The sequence below is a fragment of the Shewanella sp. YLB-07 genome (assembly GCF_009377275.1).
The window spans coordinates 19,047-38,059 of the sequence record NZ_VOQB01000007.1 but is presented as its reverse complement, the minus strand read 5'-3'; the positions used below and the strand labels follow the sequence as shown (position 1 = coordinate 38,059).

11 protein-coding genes and 3 pseudogenes are annotated in these 19,013 nt (G+C 43.3%); 8 read left to right on the top strand and 6 right to left on the bottom strand.

Annotated features, from left to right (window positions below; all coding sequences use genetic code 11):
- Positions 1-28 precede the first annotated feature (28 nt).
- From FS373_RS16200 to FS373_RS16175, 5 genes and pseudogenes are all read right to left on the bottom strand, one after another.
- Entirely contained in the window at positions 29-1,090 is a 1,062-nt protein-coding gene (locus FS373_RS16200; RefSeq protein WP_227992869.1) for an L-tyrosine/L-tryptophan isonitrile synthase family protein, read from the bottom strand.
- Positions 1,083-2,579, bottom strand: coding sequence for an FAD-binding protein (locus FS373_RS16195; RefSeq protein WP_152829874.1), 1,497 nt, complete (start codon positions 2,577-2,579; stop codon positions 1,083-1,085). The genes FS373_RS16200 and FS373_RS16195 overlap by 8 nt, the downstream gene beginning before the upstream one ends.
- Entirely contained in the window at positions 2,576-3,412 is an 837-nt protein-coding gene (locus FS373_RS16190) for a TauD/TfdA dioxygenase family protein (protein WP_144046687.1), read from the bottom strand. Before FS373_RS16190 ends, FS373_RS16195 begins: the two co-directional genes overlap by 4 nt.
- A pseudogene (locus FS373_RS16185) lies at positions 3,397-3,643 on the bottom strand (IS3 family transposase); the annotation flags it as partial. The gene FS373_RS16190 and the pseudogene FS373_RS16185, both read right to left, overlap by 16 nt.
- A gap of 703 nt (positions 3,644-4,346) precedes the next feature.
- Positions 4,347-4,852, bottom strand: a pseudogene (locus tag FS373_RS16175) (DDE-type integrase/transposase/recombinase); the annotation flags it as partial.
- Positions 4,853-5,351: 499 nt separating this feature from the next.
- Here FS373_RS16175 and FS373_RS16170 point away from each other — a divergent pair.
- The 4 genes and pseudogenes from FS373_RS16170 (at position 5,352) to FS373_RS16155 (ending at position 9,909) form a co-directional block, all read left to right on the top strand.
- Positions 5,352-6,395, top strand: a complete 1,044-nt coding sequence (locus tag FS373_RS16170) for a type III polyketide synthase (protein WP_144046688.1) — start codon at positions 5,352-5,354, stop codon at positions 6,393-6,395.
- 209 nt (positions 6,396-6,604) lie between these two features.
- Positions 6,605-6,712 (top strand): annotated as a pseudogene (locus FS373_RS16165) (IS6 family transposase); the annotation flags it as partial.
- 388 nt (positions 6,713-7,100) lie between these two features.
- Complete coding sequence (locus FS373_RS16160; protein WP_144046689.1) at positions 7,101-8,732, top strand: phosphoethanolamine transferase; 1,632 nt, start codon at positions 7,101-7,103, stop codon at positions 8,730-8,732.
- 145 nt (positions 8,733-8,877) lie between these two features.
- Entirely contained in the window at positions 8,878-9,909 is a 1,032-nt protein-coding gene (locus tag FS373_RS16155) for a GGDEF domain-containing protein (protein WP_144046690.1), read from the top strand.
- 48 nt (positions 9,910-9,957) lie between these two features.
- Here FS373_RS16155 and FS373_RS16150 read toward each other — a convergent pair whose 3' ends face one another.
- Positions 9,958-12,648 carry a bifunctional acetate--CoA ligase family protein/GNAT family N-acetyltransferase gene (locus FS373_RS16150; protein ID WP_152829873.1) on the bottom strand — a complete coding sequence of 897 codons (2,691 nt, stop codon included), beginning with the start codon at positions 12,646-12,648 and terminating at the stop codon, positions 9,958-9,960.
- 485 nt (positions 12,649-13,133) lie between these two features.
- On the opposite strand from FS373_RS16150, the gene xdhA reads away from it, so the two are divergent.
- The 4 genes from xdhA (at position 13,134) to alc (ending at position 19,013) form a co-directional block, all read left to right on the top strand.
- Entirely contained in the window at positions 13,134-14,591 is a 1,458-nt protein-coding gene (xdhA, locus tag FS373_RS16145; RefSeq protein WP_144046692.1) for a xanthine dehydrogenase small subunit, read from the top strand.
- A complete protein-coding gene (gene xdhB / locus FS373_RS16140; RefSeq protein ID WP_152829872.1) occupies positions 14,584-16,944 on the top strand; it encodes a xanthine dehydrogenase molybdopterin binding subunit in 2,361 nt (786 codons plus the stop codon). Before xdhA ends, xdhB begins: the two co-directional genes overlap by 8 nt.
- 8 nt (positions 16,945-16,952) lie before the next feature.
- A complete protein-coding gene (xdhC, locus tag FS373_RS16135) occupies positions 16,953-17,879 on the top strand; it encodes a xanthine dehydrogenase accessory protein XdhC (protein ID WP_227992867.1) in 927 nt (308 codons plus the stop codon).
- A gap of 75 nt (positions 17,880-17,954) precedes the next feature.
- Positions 17,955-19,013: an allantoicase gene (gene alc / locus FS373_RS16130; protein WP_227992865.1), complete on the top strand. Its 1,059-nt coding sequence runs from the start codon at positions 17,955-17,957 to the stop codon at positions 19,011-19,013.

The window sequence follows — 19,013 nt, the reverse complement described above, 5'->3', positions numbered from 1 at the left end:
TATCTGAACCATGCCGATTTAAGGACGTTTACCTTACAACAGAGCCAGTTGTGCTCTGAGATCTAGAATACGGTGTTTGTGGGTCGGTGACGGAGGAAGGAGGGGTCTCAAAATGACTGGGGTGCCCGTTGTCGTAGACCAATATGAATGAACGCTTTACGGCCTCCGCTTTAGGCATCAGACGGAATTGACCTTTTTCTTTTACCAGCACAGCATGCCAGGGTGTGGTCCATTGATCGTCTTTTGAAATCAGGTAAATCCCGATTTTCTCTGACACCAACTCCTGTGGATGAATAGAAAGACGCAGTGCAAATGGTAGGTGTTTTTGGAGTAACCGACTCCATGCATTACTTCTCTGAATTACCCGATAGGCGGTGAGTCGAGCCATTTTATGTAAGGCGGTCCGGCTGAGATGGGACAACTTGTCGATGCCAGAAAAATCTTCCAGCATGAACCGTGTTATCCCAAGATACATGGTGGAGGCTTGTCTTTCTTCTTTGATATGCTTTCTCAAGGACTGGAGTGTTTCCCCGAACTCGATCATCATCTCTTCCCGCAAGGAATCATAGGCGCCGATTTTGGTGAATACATCTTCGAGGTTGAAGAAATCAAAATAGTCCGGGTAATGGTGCATGGCATAGCGGCGGAGTTCGTGGACATACTCGGACACATGTTCATCTTTGACATGAATAATATCTGCGAACACACGGCCATCCGAACAAATGATGACTTTTGCGCCTGGTGTGTAGATGTTCTCAATCTCCTGACACAGGCCGACCAGATTTTCGAGTGCCAAAAACTCACCTTTGTCCGGTAGATGACTCATCGTCTTATTACGATTAGGTGATTTGGCCGGAAAAGCGGGCAATACCATCACAATCGGCTGCTGGTTATCGACAAAGGTCTGGACTTTCTCAAGATGGGGCGCAATTTGCGCTTCAAATTTCACGGGTTCCTGATTGGGTAGTAAACGTCGCTGCTCTAAAATCAGGCGTAAGATACGGTGTGCAATATGCGCTGTGGATTCATTCACTGTTTCTTTACTGGCACTGTCACTTTTTGGTGCGTGTTTCATTGCTGTCTTATTCATGATTTTGTCCTGTGATACTGGTAGCTTTGGCTGATACGGGGTGAAATGTAGTGGATAGCATTTGATGGATTAGTTGCTGTGCTTGCCCACTGGGAACAAGTGCATGGATATAGGCATCCGGTCGAACGAGAATCGACTGGTCACGATAATAAATTTGTGTTGACCATAACTCAGCACCGGAATTTTCGGCGATCCGAAGCACTTTCACGTAAGGCGGGACCGTTAATTCAGTTTCATCATCACCAAAGATAAGCAGGGTGAATTTGCTGTAATCCAGAAGTGTATAGAGGCGGGTAGTGTGATGCCCTTGGTAAATTTCAAAGTCATAAATCCGGGTACCGTTCAGGCCTGCTTCTCCATAACGAACCCCCATACCGGTGATATTGCCAGCTCGTTTTTCAATAATTTTGACGTAGTCCTGGGCATGGGTACCGGTTTCCGAGTATTTGGTGGAACGCACCAGTTCCCCTGAGCTTTCAATTACGCTCATTGCGACAGGCTGGCGCTCATCCTCATAGCTTTGTAACAGGCTGAGGGGGGCGCCATGTTGAATCACCATGTTGAGTTTCCACATCAGATTGAAAGCATCAGCAAGCCCGGTATTCATGCCCTGGCCCCCATTCACAGAATGGATATGGCAGGCATCGCCGGCAAGGAAAACACTATTCTGGATGAAGAACTGCTCTGCCACCGATTCTTTGACCGAGAACTGGGAGTACCAAACCATGTCCTTAAAGCGCAAGGTATGTGGATGCATGGCACGATTAATTTTCTCGATCGCTTCTTCCATGGTGAAACTCTTGGTATCCATCCGGACATAGAAACGGTCAATATTACCTTCCCTGGGGATCCAGGCCACATCGGAGGTTTCTGCCTGAAATACAATGATTTCTGGGACTTTTTCAAAGTCTGTCTCTAAGACGCCATCCAAGACGGCCCACACAATTTGTGGCCGAACAATTTCAAAGGGGACCGCAAAGCGTTGACGGACATACGATTGTGAGCCATCGGCGCCGATGATGTAGCTTGAGGTGATCACATCGCCATTAGTGAGAGTGGTTTTGCAGCCATGCTCTTTCAGTTCAATGGCTTCAACAGCGGTTTGGCGAAGCACTCCGGCGTTGGCCTGAGTGAGGCGTTTGTCCAGCAATTGTTCGACGAAAGATTGTCCCAGCATCAGGAAATGTTTGTGGAAACAGCCCTCAAGTACATCCCACCAGGCAGTTTGGCGTGAAACAAAGGCGCCATTTGCCCAGACTGAACTGGTATTGCAGGGTTTGCCTTGCGGGTAGAGCTCATCAAATGCATTGATCACTTCCATCAACTGAAGGGTTCGGGCATTGAGTGCATCAGCACGACCCACTTGCAAGGGTTCAGCGGACTTGTCGAGAACCAGAGTATTTAAACCGCATTGCTGACCTAGATAAGCCAACAGTAACCCGACGGGACCGGCACCGATGATTAAAATATCTGTGGTTTTATGATTCATTGGTAAGACTCTAGGTTGGGGTTTTCAAAAACAGGGTTGGCATTGATATGCACGCGTCGTAAGTGACGCGGGGTATTGGAAGTAAATGCTTCACGGCCATGAAGCAGGTTGAAATTATCCGAGATGACCAAATCCCCGGTTTGCCATTCATGCGCGTAAAAACATCGGGGGTCATAGAGTGAAGCACGCAAGCTGGCATGAAATTCTTGCGATTCTGTCTCTGTAATGCCGGAAAATGCCATATTCGATGGGTTGATAAAAACGCCTTTCTCTTCAAGATGAGGCTCGTTGTAGCGAATCACCGCATGATTGAGATAGGGGTGTTGAGTAATGATTAGCGAGGTTGTCCGGCTATTATAGAATGCCATCTCTCGTTCATAGGTTGCCGTGATTTTTTCCCAGAGTGCAATCTCGGTTTCACTGGCATATTCAAGGGCCAGTACGGTATGAGAGAAAGTGGTCCGACCGCCATGGCCTGTTTCTGGGGCCGACACACACTGGAAAATCTGGTATTCAGGCACTTGTGGACGATACATCCCATCCCAGTGCATCGGCATATAGTTGTTGTCAAAAATATGATCGTCTGGTTTATCTTGCTGCACAAGCTCAAGGACCTTGCCAAACGGCCAGATACTGATATCTCCCCACTGCTCACAATAAGTGGCGAGATCATCATTGGTGGCAAAACTGTCAAAGCCTCTGAGCAAGACAAGCTGATGTATTTTGAACAAGGCGCGAAGGGCTTCAATATCGATGATTTGAACCGAAGCAGGTTGAGCGATGGGTTCAACCATGACGCCAAATGGGTCTAAACGTGTTATGTTATAGTGCATTGTTTAACGTTCTCCGACTGTACTGGCCAAGTATAACCAGACACTTTTAAAAGGGAATTTTCATAGCTAACAGGTGATTTATCTCCGTTAGCGGTGTGTAACCTTTCAACGTTGTAATACTTCATATAACTAGTCACATTTATGCTTCATATGCGCTCTAGTTGGCTGAGCTACTTTAAATATCTAATCATGCTTCAAAAAACTTCCAAAGAATCGTTCTACCACAGCATTGACACTTCTATGTCAACACCCGTTGAGAATTAGCTAGAACTCGGCATATAATCGGAAATAACTCTCTGACAATATATCGTTTAAAACATCGCTGAATTTCTTTAACCGTTAGTCCTTCTGTTGTTCGTTCTTTTCTGAATTATATTTTAACCTTAATGATTGACGATCATTTTCCTTATTAAAGTGGTCCGGTTTCATTAGACTAGTACAGGCATAACAGTGTTAACGATGTCATCCTCACGTTTTTCTATTAAAAGAATAAAGTCAATGATTTAACCTGTGGCGACAAGTTTGTTGTATTTTAGGTAACGTAACACTCTTAAATTAGTAACATTAACTTTAATGTCCCCGTTCATCTGGTGGAAATGTTTAATTCTATTAAGGTACTATTAAAAAGTATCCACAAATCTTTGTTATAACGTCATCTAAAGGTTTACCTGAAGTATGAAAGTAGTTTGTTTTGTTTTTAAATCCAACAATATTTACATTAGCAATATGAAGGTAGGGGGTATTGTAAATAATATTAGGAGGCCTGTTCCATCTGTTGTTCCCAGCTAACTATGTGTAAAACACCTAGTTTACCTGAAGTATGAAAGTAGTTTGTTTTGTTTTTAAATCTAACAACATTTACATTAATAATATAAAGGTGGGGGTTGTTGTAAATAATGTTAGCAGGCCGATTTCGCCTGTTGTTTCCGGCTAACTATGTGTAAATCACCTCAACATTGAATAACCTATTCATAAAATCTGATTTCTCCCTCACCAGGGAATAATTTTGTCACTTCGTAGAAAAAATAAAACTGACCTTTATTTAACATTCGTAATGACTCAAAACCTTGAATGCTTGACCAAGCGCGATTGTGCACTCTAAAGCCCCCTGTAGCGCCTATTATATTTTTTATGGGAGCATGTTCTCAATACCATTATTGAGTGACTTTACTTGCCGTTGCTTAACATCACCTCGTAAACGTTCCCCCTTTTTTAAATCGTTCGATGGAATTAGTATAAGAGAAATGTTTGTCTGTATTTAGCGTGTTAGGTTGCTTATCAAGCGTGTAAAGCTTCAATCAACGTTTAAGAAACCGATAGGCTGAGTGTTTATTTTGTTTATTTGTAAAAATAAAATTTCAAGGTTTCACCTTGCTTATTAATGGTTCGGTACAGGTAAAACCATTGGCCTTTCACTTTGACGTAGGTTTCATCAAGTTGCTAGGATGAGTCTTGGCTGTCAGGCGAACACACAAAATGATATCCAAACATTCGGAGGTAATGCAATGACAAACTCAATCGCAGTACACACGACTTCCACTACGGTAGTTGACAGCAACAAGACACAAGCAGGCTCCCAAAAATCCGATATCCTCAAAAATTCATGTTGGGCCAAGGTTAAAATTTCACATTGCTCAGCATTATTGAAATGTCACAATAATTTACAAAAAGACAATCCTTAAAACTCTAAAGTAAAAGGGATTCCCTAATGAAAACACTATGGACTTTAAATGGTTAATTAATACATTTTGTACTAATTAACCATTCTATGGAACGCTCGATATAATTGTATCACTATGTGCATCTCGGCTGAAGGAGGGGATGGTTGCTCGAATGTGTTGTTTTTAAATTAGCTGGTTTTTAATTTACGATCGATGAAAGTTTAATTGATTTAAACCTGTCTTGTTGTAACAGTATAAATAATAAGGTAGATTTGGTTATGACGATTTTATGTGAACCCATGGTGTATTACCCAGAGCATGTAATAACAAATGAAGATACTATTTTCTTTTTGGATGAACTACATCCGGACACGCCAAATAAAGAAAAAGCCTTTCGAATGATTAGAAATTCAACCATAGAAAAAAGACATTTAATACTCCCATTAGATAAAACTATTGAATTGGGTGATTTTGGTGAAAGAGCCACTATCTACAGCGAAGAAGCACGAAAGCAATCCACATTAGTCTCACAGCAAGCAATTAAAAAGTCAGGGGCAGCTACTAAAGATATTTCAATGGTTATAGTGACCTCATGCACAGGTTTTATGATGCCATCTTTAACTGCACATTTGATTAATTCTCTTAAATTATCTAACAGTACGATTCAACTGCCAATCGCACAGATGGGATGTGCTGCAGGTGCCTCAGCCATTAATAGAGCCTATGAACATTGCCAACAGAATTCTAGCAACAATGTTCTTATAGTTGCATTAGAAACAGCATCCTTGTGTTTCCACCGCGAAGCCAACAGACTTCAAGATTTTATTACTAATTCGTTATTTGGAGATGGCGTCGCTGCAGTAGTCATGAAAGGGGATGATAATGGTAGTGGCTTTAAATTATCAAATACCCAAAGTCATTTTATGAATAACTCTGAGGAATACATCACGTATTCTATAACCAGCAATGGATTTCATTTTTCATTAGATAAAGATGTTATGCATTCAATTAGTAAAGTTGCACCTAAAATAGTTCAGTTTATCGAAGACTCTTTTGATAAGAAGCCTCATGAGCTGGATTCATACATTTTTCATACTGGCGGTAAAAGAATTTTGGATGAAGTAGAACGTTGTTTATCTCTTAACTCTAGTAGTCTTGATAATTCAAGAAACTGTTTACGTGATACTGGTAACACATCAAGTGTTGCTGTAATTGATGTATTAAAAAGGCATTTTAAGCAAAGAAAAGTTGGAGGTTTAGGGGTTTTAGTCGCCTTTGGCCCTGGGTTTACCACTGAAATGTCTGCAGGTGAATGGGTTTAGGTGTTGCTTAGACTATTTTGTACAGCATTTGAATGCTGCTGGCCCTCCGTCAGCTGAAATTCACGATACTCAATTATGGTAGATTAGGGAGGAGACCATCTCATCATAATATTACGAACGGGTGCCTAGAAAGACAGCAGATATAATTCCTACGCCCCTAACTCTTTACAATATGCACATTATGTAAAGAGTTGGCCTATTTGGGTCTGAAGTGGCATAGTGAATTTTGGCTGCGAGGTGACAAAAATTATTCCTTGGTGCGGGAGAGATCCGATTTTATGAATAGGTTATTCAATGTTGAGGTGATTTATACATAGTTAGCCGGAAACAACAGGCGAAATCGGCCTCCTAATATTATTTGCAACACCCCTTGCTAGACACTGTCACTGCTCGTTAAGTTAAAACTCCTCCGCTTCTTAGTGGACAGTGTTATTTATATGTACACACATTTTTTTCACAACGCTAGAGCTAAACTTAGTTATTGTTTTAGCTTAGTGTCGATGCCCTTATCTCGACGAGACCTAAAGCAGTGATCCACTTCAATACACTTGGGGTTGGATGTTATTTTTGTTGTGGTTCAGCTTGGAGCGGCCTTGATAGCTAGCTCCAATGACTTGCACAAAGTATTAGGGCTGCATAAGCATTAGGTTTGCAATTTTTATGAACTGCATGCTTGTTTTTATCATCTAGTGAGTGAGAATCAGTGTGCTAACTCGTTTAAAAAATCCAACTGTCATCCAATTTACCCTATTTATCTCCATTTTCTATGTTGCTATTTTTAACATTCCATTTTTTAGAATCGTACAAACCGGCATAGAAAAGCAAGGGGAAGTCGACCCTCTGTTCATTGCAACGATCCCTTTGTTTTTAATTTTCGCCTTGAGTTTTCTCTTCTCATTATTTAGCGTTAAATATCTGCTAAAGCCGTTCTTTATTGGCATCACCTTGCTCTCCTCCAGCGTCTTTTTCGCGGCGCTGCAATATAGTGTCGTGTTCGATTATGGGATGATTGAAAATACGGTGCAGACCAATTCTGCCGAGGCATTTACCTATATTAATTTCTCCTCTGTGGTCAACTTCTTGTTAACGGGTCTATTGCCTTCCTACTTGATATTAAAACTGAACATCAGGTATAAACCTGTGTTAACGGAGCTATTGTACAAATTTGCATTCATGTTGTTAATGCTGGTTGGAATAGGGGTCATAGGTTTCTTTTATTACCAAAATTATGTGTCTTTTGGTCGAAATAACGATGAGTTAAAACGTTTCATCATACCAACTTATGTACTTGGCTCGATCGCTAAATATACTAATATTAACTATCTACAGACTCCACTCGAGTATAAGCAGATAGGGTTAGATGCGGTTAACGAGACTCAAGACACTAACAAGAAACCTAACCTTGTGGTGATGGTTCTAGGCGAAACGGCCAGATCGATGAACTATGAATATTATGGTTATGATAAACCCACTAACACGTACACAAAGCCGTACGATATGACAGCATTTATGAATACAACGTCGTGTGGGACGGCTACCGCAGTTTCTGTGCCTTGTATGTTTTCTAATATGACCCGCAAAGACTATGATAGCCGGGAAGCCAAGGCGCAAGACGGTGTCATGGATGTATTACAGCATGGTGGCATACAGCTGCTTTGGCTCGATAATGACAGTGGTTGTAAAGGGGTATGTGATAGGGTGCCACATCTGATGGTGAAGCTAGACAGCGATCCTAAGCTTTGTAATGGGCAATTCTGTTTGGATCAGGTGCTGTTGAATGAGTTGGATAAAGCACTGGCAGAGCTTAAGCACAAGGATTCTTTGTTGGTATTACATATCATAGGCTCTCATGGGCCGACATATTATTTACGCTATCCAGAGGAACACAGAAAGTTCATTCCGGATTGCCAAAGAAGTGATATCCAAAATTGCAGTGATGAAGAATTGATGAACACCTATGATAATACCATTGTTTATACCGACTATATTGTTGCTCAAGTCGTCGAGAGGCTCATCTCTGAGCAAGAAAGATTTGATACTGGGATGATCTATGTGTCGGACCATGGGGAATCTTTGGGTGAAAAAGGCATGTACCTCCATGGCGCACCTTATGCTATCGCTCCAGACGAGCAGATACAGATCCCTATGTTGACCTGGTTTTCTGATGACTTTGCCTCTGAAAATAGCTTAGACCTGACATGTCTCAAGGCCAAGGCTCGAGTCGGTGGCTTTTCTCATGACAATATTTTTGATTCTTTGCTCGGAATAATGAATGTAAAATCAGAAATATACGACAAAAAATTGGACATCTTCAGCTCATGTAGGCTGCCTAAATAAGTAAATAGTTAACAAAAGGGGATGGCAACATCCTCTTTTTTGTTTATTGTTAGTAATTAAGTCTTACTCAATTGTGAACGGATCCTCTGTGCTAATGAGATCCACATAAAACTCTACTAACAATTATTCACAGGGCGGTGGAAGCATGAACTTAGCGAAGCACCTGACAGATACAGAACTGTCTGCCAAAATTCTTAGGCATGCAGTGCCTAAAATGTCTGAACTCAATATTCCCGTCACACCTGTTAATTATGCTGTTTGGTATGAATATTATCTCGGTATTAATTTAGATCTTAAACGTGCCATCGATGGCCTTATCTCAAATGGAATCACTTTTTGTACGGAAGTGAATGATGGGCTTCACAAGAATTTCATTCAAGAAAAATCAGCAGAAGTGATTGAGAATGTTCAAATTGAAACTCAGATAATCATCAATGCTTTACTCAGTAAAGTCAGTAGGTTGACTCAAGGTACAGACAGTTTTTCCGACACCTTATCTGACTTCAGCCAAGAGCTAAAACAAAAGCCCGATGTTGAAGTTCTTAACACCTTGGTAAATCGCTTAGTCGATAATATACAAGGTGTGATTTTAAGTAATAAACAGATACAAGGGAGCTTAAACATCATGCGTGATGAGGTGAGCTCGTTAAAAAGCGAGATGGAAAATCTAAATCAGGTTGCCATGACAGATCAACTCACATCACTTAACAATCGGCGTAGCTTCGAGGATGAGGTGATGAAACACATGCAAGCATATACTCAAGCTCAGTCTCCAAGTTGTTTGCTCTTAATCGATATCGATCATTTTAAACTGTTTAATGACACCCATGGTCACTTAGTTGGGGATAAAGTGCTTGCCTATGTGGCATTAGCGCTGAAACAAGCGGTGAAAGGGACTGATTTTGTTGCCCGATATGGAGGCGAAGAGTTTGTTATCTTGCTACCTAATACACGTCTAACAGACGCATTGATAGTGGCCGAGCAGTTACGTAAAGTGATATCAGAACGCAAATTAACCATAGGTAAGGATAAGAAATTATCTTTGGGCTCCATTACCGTTTCTTTGGGAGTATCGACTCTCAATATCAGTGACGATCGTGAAAGCTATTTTGTCAGGGCCGATGAAGCCCTGTATCGTGCCAAGTCGTCGGGAAGGAACTGTGTTTGTAGCGAATAATACTGGAAGATATCAGGTTTAAAAGTGAACCTGATATCTGATGCTTGATTACTTTAGTTGCATATCCATTTTAATCAGGTGCTCTTCCATATCGAACGTCACGGTAAAACCAAGACGTTTCGCTAGATTTGCCATACTGCGATTCTCAAACATGGTAAATCCTGTGAGGACTTGAGTGTCATTAGTCTTGTAATAAGCGATCAGCTTTTCCAATAACAGCCTACCTAATCCTTGACCTTGATGATCGCTCCTCACCGCCATGGCAAACTCAGCTTCGGTATTATCCGGATCGATTGAGGCGCGTATCGCACCTAAGGTAATATCTTCACCATCTTCGCCTTTGGACGTAGCAATAAAGGCCATCTCCCGGGCGTAATCGATCTGAGTTAACACTGCCATCTCTTCGTGGGTCATTTTTGAACGAACACCGAAGTAGCGCTTATATCTGTCTTCATCAGAAAGTGAGTTGTCGAACGCCAGATGCTTAGGTTCATCTTCCGGCAAAATGGGCCTCAACATCACTTCTTGACCATTTTTCAATGTAGCGATTTGCTCTAGTTCCTTTGGGTAGGGAGAAATGGCGAGACGAGAGGTGTTATCGAGGGGATGTTCATTGAGCTGTATGTTCACATCCAGCATAGTAATATTTTCCCCCGCGCACAGCACAGGGTTAAGATCGATACTGGCGATTTCGGGACAATCGATCACCAGATGAGATATCTGGGTCAACATGACACAGAGTGCGTTCATATCCAGACCCAAAGGAAGATGACGATCTTTAAGCTTCTTAGTCTTCAGTGCCTGGATCACCATGTATCTTGCTAAGGTCATATTCAAGGGGGGCAGGGCTACCACTGCATCTGTTGAGGGTTCCCATTCAGAGCCTCCCTCGCCGAGTAAAATAGCTGGTCCAAAAACAGGATCATTGATGACCGCAACACGGATCTCCTGGGCTCCGGCTGTTAATGCCATCTTCTGTACTAACAGTCCTTCGATACGAGCATCTGGATGGGTTGATAACACACGCGCTTTAATGGCTATTGCAGCCTGTATCACCTCATCTTTACTGTTTAAGTTGAGCATGACTCCATGGACATCGGATTTATGATGTATATCGGGAGATTGCACCTTTAAGGCTACAGGATAGCCAATAGTCTGTGCTATCTCGGCAGCTGTGTGTGGATCTTGGGCGACATAGGTGTCTATGGTTTTCAATCCGTAGGCACTTAAGATCTCTTGTGACTCATGGGTCTCCAAGATTGTTTTGCCCCGTTCTTTGGCTTTCGCCAGTGCAGCTTTCGCCTTGCAAGCATCTGTTGGAATATTGTCAGGTATCGATTGAGGCACTTCCTGCAGGAGTTTCTGGTTTCTGCGGTACTCGACCATATGCATAAAGGCACCAACGGCACCCTCGGCTGTACGATACGTTGGCAGTCCGGCTTTATTAAACCTTTTACGAGCCTGATAAGCGGCATCTTCACCACTCCAATTAGTGAGGATATTAATCCTATTTCTGTTGGGGTGTTTGGCTACCATCTTAGCCAATTGGTCGGCTATTTCGACGCTATCTCCCAGTGCCGAAGGTGAGTGCAGCACCAAGATTGCATCAGCCAGTTGGCTGTTCATCATGATCTCTACTGCCTTGGTATAGCGCTCTGCATCGGCATCTCCGCCAATGTCTATCGGGTTTTGCCCTGACCAGGTCGAGGGAAGCAGTCGATTGAGGGCTTGGTAAGTTTCATCATCTAACGCTGCCGACTTACCGCCCCTTAGCATGAGTTGATCTAAGGCGAGTACGGCGGGTCCGCCTCCATTAGTGATAATGGCTAACCGCTCACCAAGAAGAGGGGAGGAGTGGGCTAAGGTTTCAACGGCGGCAAAGAGTTCGATTAAGTCATTGACTCTTAGCATACCAGCGCGTCTAAACGCGGCTTCATAAACCGCATCGTTTCCCGTGAGTCCGCCGGTGTGCAGCTTGGCAGCATTCGTCCCCTCAAGGCTACGTCCAGACTTGATCACCAATATGGGTTTGTTACGGGACGCCGCGCGTGCAGCAGAGAGGAAATGGCGCTTCTCATTAATGGAATCGATGTAGAGCATGATGGCACTGGTGCGTGAGTCTCTGCCTAAATAGTCAAGTAGCTCATCAAAATCGATATCTGTGGTGTCGCCCAGAGAAATAAAAGAGGAGAAGCCGATACCCTTGTTATTGGCCCAATCGAGTACCGTCGTGCATATTGCCGCCGATTGCGACACTAAGGCTATTTTCCCTGGTAGGGCACTGGTATGAGCCAAGCTGGCATTTAATCCTAAATTTGGCAGCATCATACCTAAGCTGTTTGGCCCAAGGAGACGCATGCCGTAGCGCTTAGCATTATTCTTGGCCAGTGTTAGCAGATCAATCCCCATATCATTCAACTGCTGTCCCATACCCGAGGCATTGATTATCGCTGTTTTACAACCAAACTGGGCTAAGGTTTCGACAATGCCAGGTACCTTTTCGGCGGCGGTACAGATAATGGCTAAATCGGGTTTTAACGGAAGAGCTTCAATATTGGGGTAGGCGAGGACTCCGAGTACAGCTTGGTATTTTGGGGTTACCGGCATGATAGGACCGGAAAATCCGCCTGCGAGCAAGTTCCTCATGATGACGTTACCGGCACGTTTTTCTGTATTCGAGGCACCAATAATGGCTACAGATTTGGGATTAAAGAGGCTATGTAACGTACGCTGACTCATTAGTGCTTCCTTTTATCACTGCGTGACTCACTTTCACACCAGTCACATAAAAAATCACCTCAATAATCACATATTTAAGCAACCAGGTCTAATGCCATAACGGGCTAAACTTCCCAATTTAACGCTATTTTATCGTTGCTAGTTTGTTGCGGGTTTAGGGCTTTATTTAGGCTTTCAGTTTTATTCCATGATAAGGAACAAATTGTAGCGGAAAAATTAAATTATTATTGTGAGGTGTTTAATCGTTAATTTAATGCATTCTTAATTTTATCTATCTCGCTGTTATTCATCTGCTTTAACCTATTTTTTACGGGGTTGGATTATGATTTTTAGCTTAGTTATCATCCATCAATATTCAAAGTTGTGTTAATGGAATGTAGCTCATTTTTATAATTGACACTTGTGTCAGGTTTTTGGTTCTGATATACCTAAATTAGCAATAAGTGAGCACACACCGAATTACAAGATCAAGTACGGGACAAATTATGACAATGAGTACAGTTCGTTTCTTATTCAATAATGACGTAGTGACATTAGAAAACATCGACCCAAATTTGACGGTTCTGCAGTACCTGCGCGAAAAGCAATTCAGTACTGGCACCAAGGAAGGTTGTTGTTCTGGTGACTGCGGAGCTTGTACCGTCGTAGTCGCAGAATTAGAAAATAATCAACAAGATTTAAATTACAAATCGATAAACTCGTGTATCAGCTTTGTGGGTAGCCTACATGGCAAGCAGCTCATTACGGTGGAAGATCTTAAAGATGGCGCTAAATTACACCATGTGCAGCAATCTATAGTGGATAACCATGGCTCACAGTGTGGTTTTTGTACACCTGGTTTTGTGATGTCATCGTTCGCCTTACATAAGACAAACAACAAGCCAAGTAGAGCCGATGTTATCGAAGCTCTTGCCGGTAATTTATGTCGCTGTACCGGATATCGCTCGATAATCGATGCGGCCATGGAGTCTAGTGAGCATAAACAGGTCGACTCATTTGCCACGAACTATAAACAAACAGTGCAGCAGCTCAATAATTTCAAACAATTACCATCTGCAAAGTTATCAGACAATCAACATCGCTATTTTGCCCCCAAGAACGTTACTGAACTTGCGCAAAAACTGATAGAAGACCCCAAGGCAACCTTAGTCGCGGGTGGTACCGATTTAGCGTTATCAGTCACTCAACATTTTAATATCATCGAAGATTTAGTGTATCTGGGTGATGTCTCAGAGCTACTCACCCTTGAGAACAATGATGATCAGTTTGTGATTGGTTCGGCAGTACCCTACAGCGAATTTACGCCAATGCTACACGATGAATATCATGAACTCGGTGAGATGATAGAACGTATCGGCTCAAGACAAGTGCGCAATAACGGCACCTTAGGTGGCAATGTTGGCAACGCCTCCCCAATCGGTGATATGCCGCCAGCTCTCATTGCCTTAGGGGCCGAAATGACCCTTCAGCGTGGGGATACAGAGCGTAAAATTGCGGTCGAAGATTACTTCGTCGCCTATAAAAAAACCGTACTGAAAGATTCAGAGTTTATTAAGGATTTCTACATTCCCAAAGCTAAACCCGGGCAGTTTCTTAAGTTATATAAGATTTCAAAACGCATAGATGATGACATTTCTGCAGTATTAGCCGCCTTCTTTATCGAGCTAAAAGATAATATTATCACTGACCTGCGAATTGCTTTTGGGGGAATGGCAGGCATTCCAATGCGAGCTAAACATTGTGAAGCGGCCTTATTGAATAAACCATTTAACCAAGACAATATCACTGCTGCTCAGCAAGCATTAACAGTTGATTTCCAACCTATGTCAGATGTACGCGCCTCGGACAAATATCGAATGAAAGTTACGCAAAACTTAATGCAGAAATGTTATCTCGAATTACAAAATCGAACTATTGAAACACGGGTGGTTAACTATGCGTAGTCTTATCGAAATCAATAAAACCAATTTATCAGACACAAATTTACGTAGCGTAGGATTAGGTGGAGTTGGTCGTTCAAAAAAACATGAAAGTGCCGAAAAGCATGTCAGTGGTGAAGCGATATATATCGATGACAGGCCCGAACTGAGAGGTCAGTTACATGCTGCTATTGGCCAAAGCAGTGTCGCACACGCCAATATTAAGTCGATGGATCTTTCTGCGGTAAGCGCAGCCGAAGGTGTTATAGCAGTCATCACGGTAGACAATGTCCCCGGTCATACCGATATTGGTCCTGTGTTTCCTGGCGATCCTGTACTGGCTATCGGTAAGGTTGAATATGTGGGTCAGCCAATCTTTGCTGTCGCCGCAACCAGTCATGACTTGGCAAACCGAGCGGTCAAGCTTGCTAAAATTGAGTATGAAGAACTCGAAGCCGTGCTAAGCGTCAAAGATGCCTTAGCGAAGCAAAGTTTTGTTCGTCCTCCTTACAGCATGAAGCGAGGCAATTCAGAAACGGCCATTGCCAATGCCGAGCACCAATTATCGGGTGAAATTAAAGTGGGCGGCCAGGAGCACTTTTATCTGGAAGGTCAAATCTCTTCGGCAGAGCCGACTGAAGAAGGTGGCATGCTGGTGTTTTCCTCTTCCCAGCACCCGAGTGAAGTGCAAAAGCTGGTGGCTGAAGTATTGGATATTCCACTCAATATCGTGGTTGTTGATACTCGCCGTATGGGCGGAGGCTTCGGCGGTAAAGAGACTCAGGCTGCGCCTTGGGCCTGTATCGCAGCACTGCTTGCCAATGAAAGTAAGCGTCCGGTTAAGCTTAAACTGAACCGCTCAGACGATATGTGCATGACAGGTAAGCGTCACCCGTTTGAAAACGACTATACCGTGGGCTTCGATAGCAAAGGACAAATCAAAGGCATTAACATCAATGTCAATGGTAACTGTGGTTACTCGCCGGATCTTTCCGATGCTATTGTTGACAGAGCCATGTTTCATTCTGATAACGCTTATTACTTAGACCAAGCCACTGTGACGGGGAATCGGTGTAAACTCAATACCGTATCCCATACAGCGTATCGTGGTTTTGGTGGTCCACAAGGCATGATGACCATAGAGATGGTCATGGACGATATCGCCCGTCATTTGGGTAAGGATCCCTTAGAGGTACGTAAGATTAATCTCTATGGCACGGAGGACCGCAATGAAACTCACTATCATCAGAAGGTAGAGCATAACAAGATCTCTGAGCTGATTGCTTCATTAGAGCAAAGCTCTGATTATCGGGTTCGTCGTGAAAGCATCAATCTGTTCAATCGTGAAAATACGATTTTGAAGAAAGGGATAGCATTAACCCCTGTTAAATTCGGCATCTCTTTTACCGTCCAGCACCTGAACCAGGCCGGTGCACTCGTGCATGTGTATACCGATGGCACGATTCACTTAAACCATGGTGGCACTGAGATGGGGCAAGGGTTATTTACCAAGGTAGCCCAAATCGTTGCCGAAGAATTTCAGGTTGATGTCGACACTGTTGGCGTATCTGCAACCAGAACCGATAAAGTGCCCAATACTTCACCCACAGCAGCCTCGTCTGGTACTGACTTAAATGGTAAGGCGGCTCAGGCTGCGGCTAAGATAATTAAACAGCGCCTGATTGAGTTTGCCTGTGAAAAATACAATGTTAACCAAGATGAGGTCATCTTTGCTGAAAGCCAAGTCCATGTCGGCGTGGAGAGATTCAGCTTCGCTGAATTTGTGCAACAAGCGTATATGGGCCGAGTTGGGCTATCGGCGACAGGTTTTTATAAAACACCTAAAATTCACTACGATCGTGCAACGGGTAAGGGTCGTCCATTCTTCTATTATTCGACTGGCGCTGCGGTATCTGAAGTGCTTATCGATACCTTGACCGGTGAATATAAACTACTGCGTACAGATATCTTGCATGATGTAGGTCATTCACTCAACCCGGCGATCGATATTGGCCAAATCGAAGGTGCCTTTATTCAAGGCATGGGTTGGTTGACCACCGAAGAGTTGGTTTGGAATGAGCAAGGCCGGCTGTTATCCAATAACCCTGCAACCTATAAGATCCCCGCAATCAGTGATGCCCCCGCTGATTTTCGTGTCAACTTAGTTCCCGACGATCCAAACCGTGAGCAAACCATCTATAACTCGAAGGCGGTTGGTGAGCCACCATTTATGTTAGGTATATCGGTTTGGTCTGCATTGAAAGATGCCATTTCAAGTGTGTCTGATCACAGGTTAAGTCCAGCACTCGATACGCCAGCGACGCCAGAGCGAGTTCTTTGGGCAGTCGAATCGATGAAAGCAAGCGAACTTAACTAGGGGATACCATGATGATGACGAACTGGAGCAGCGCCGCTAATCAATTAAGTAAGCAGGGCAGTGTCTATGTCTTAGTGACATTAGTGGGAGTCTCTGGTTCAACCCCAAGAAACAGCGGCACTAAAATGGTGATAAGCCAAGCTGACATCTTCGATACCATAGGGGGGGGGCACCTTGAGCATAAAACCATTAAACACGCCAGAACCATGCTAGCTGTCGGTAAGAATTGCCAACATTTAGAGCATTTTCAACTTGGCAGCAATTTAGGTCAATGTTGTGGTGGTAATGCCAGTGTGTTGTTTGAATGTTTTGCCGCCGTTGGCGTCAACATCATGTTGTTTGGCGCCGGCCATGTGGGCAAGGCCTTGATACCAATATTGGCTCAACTGCCTTGTCACGTCACTTGGGTCGACAGTCGTGAAGAGCAATTTCCTGCCAATATAGAAATGTACCCCAATGTGACTAAAGTTGTCACTGAGGAGCCTGAGTTTGAAGTCGGATCTATGCCCGAACATAGCTACTTTGTGGTGATGACCCATAACCATCAAATGGATTTTGAAATATCACAAGCCATTCTCAAACGTGCAGATTTTAGTTACTTAGGCCTAATCGCCTCTGACACTAAATGGCGCCGTTTCAAGCAGCGCTATAAGCATAGAGATGTGGATCAAAACCAAGTGGCTCGTATGAGCTGCCCAATTGGACTCGAGCAGGTGGGCGGTAAGTTACCCATTGAAGTTGCCGTGTCTGTATCGGCTGAAATTATTAACAAGTATCAAGCCGAAGAACAAAAAATAGCAGAACAAAACCGCCAGGTTGAGCAAGTGCTGGAGCAGAGACTAGATACCGGTTCACCAGCAGCGCCCAGAGCACGGCCTAGCTCACAACAGGGTATTAACTGGAAAGAATTAAAGCAATTACTTAACGCAGATTAGCCATGTGTTTAAGCATTAAATAGGAGTCACGAGCTGACTCATTTTACCCTTACAGAGTAAAAAGGAAAATAAGCAATGATGTTAGATATAGATACCCAACAACAAAACAAGCTAAGCGGTACGCCTCTCGAATTAGAGCGTAAATTTAAAACTCATTGTGTCGATCTCGCCAGCGAGGCGGTTGGCGGTGAGACACTGTCTTGCAGTGATGATTTTTTTGCAGGAATGGAAAACCTGATTAAACCGGGCCGAGGTATTTTTATTGATGATAAATTTACCGATCGCGGTAAGTGGATGGACGGTTGGGAATCTCGTCGTAGCTATGGTCGTGATGATGGCCGTGAGTTCGATTGGTGCATTATCAGACTTGGCATAAAAGGGGTTATTCGGGGTCTCGATATCGATACCAACTATTTCCGCGGCAACGCGCCAGAGTCTGTGTCGGTAGAAGCATGCGTGAGCGAAGTTGAACCTGGCGCGGATACTGTTTGGCATACCGTCTTGCAACGAATTTCAGTCGAAGCCCATAGCCAAAATATCTTTTCGATTAGCAATGATACTGCCTGGACCCATATTCGTTTTAACATGTTCCCCGATGGTGGCGTGGCTCGCATACGCGTTTATGGCGAGGCCGATGTAAATTGGGAGCATTTCATTGGGGGTGAGTTAATCGATTTGGCCTACATCAAAAATGGCGCTAAAGCTTTATTGGTCAGCGATATGTTCTTTAGTGATAAGAATAACTTAATCATGCCTGGTCGAGGTAAAAATATGGGAGATGGCTGGGAAACAAAACGCCGTCGAGATCTCGGTCCCGACTGGTCTATTGTCAAGCTTGCCAGCCGTGGCAGTATAGAAAAAGTGATCATAGATACCTGTCATTTTAAAGGTAACTTTCCAGATACATTTAACCTCGAAGGTATGGTGACTGACAGCGATGACTTCAGTAATGGGCAACAAGAAGAACAATGGCAGCCCATTATTGCTCGCACCAAACTCTATGCTCATCGCGAACACCTCTTTATTAATGAAATTCTTGCAGATGAGGAACAAACCTATACTCATGTACGATTAAATATCTTCCCTGATGGTGGGATATCACGTATGCGAGTGTTTGGTAAACGTAAAGTTTAA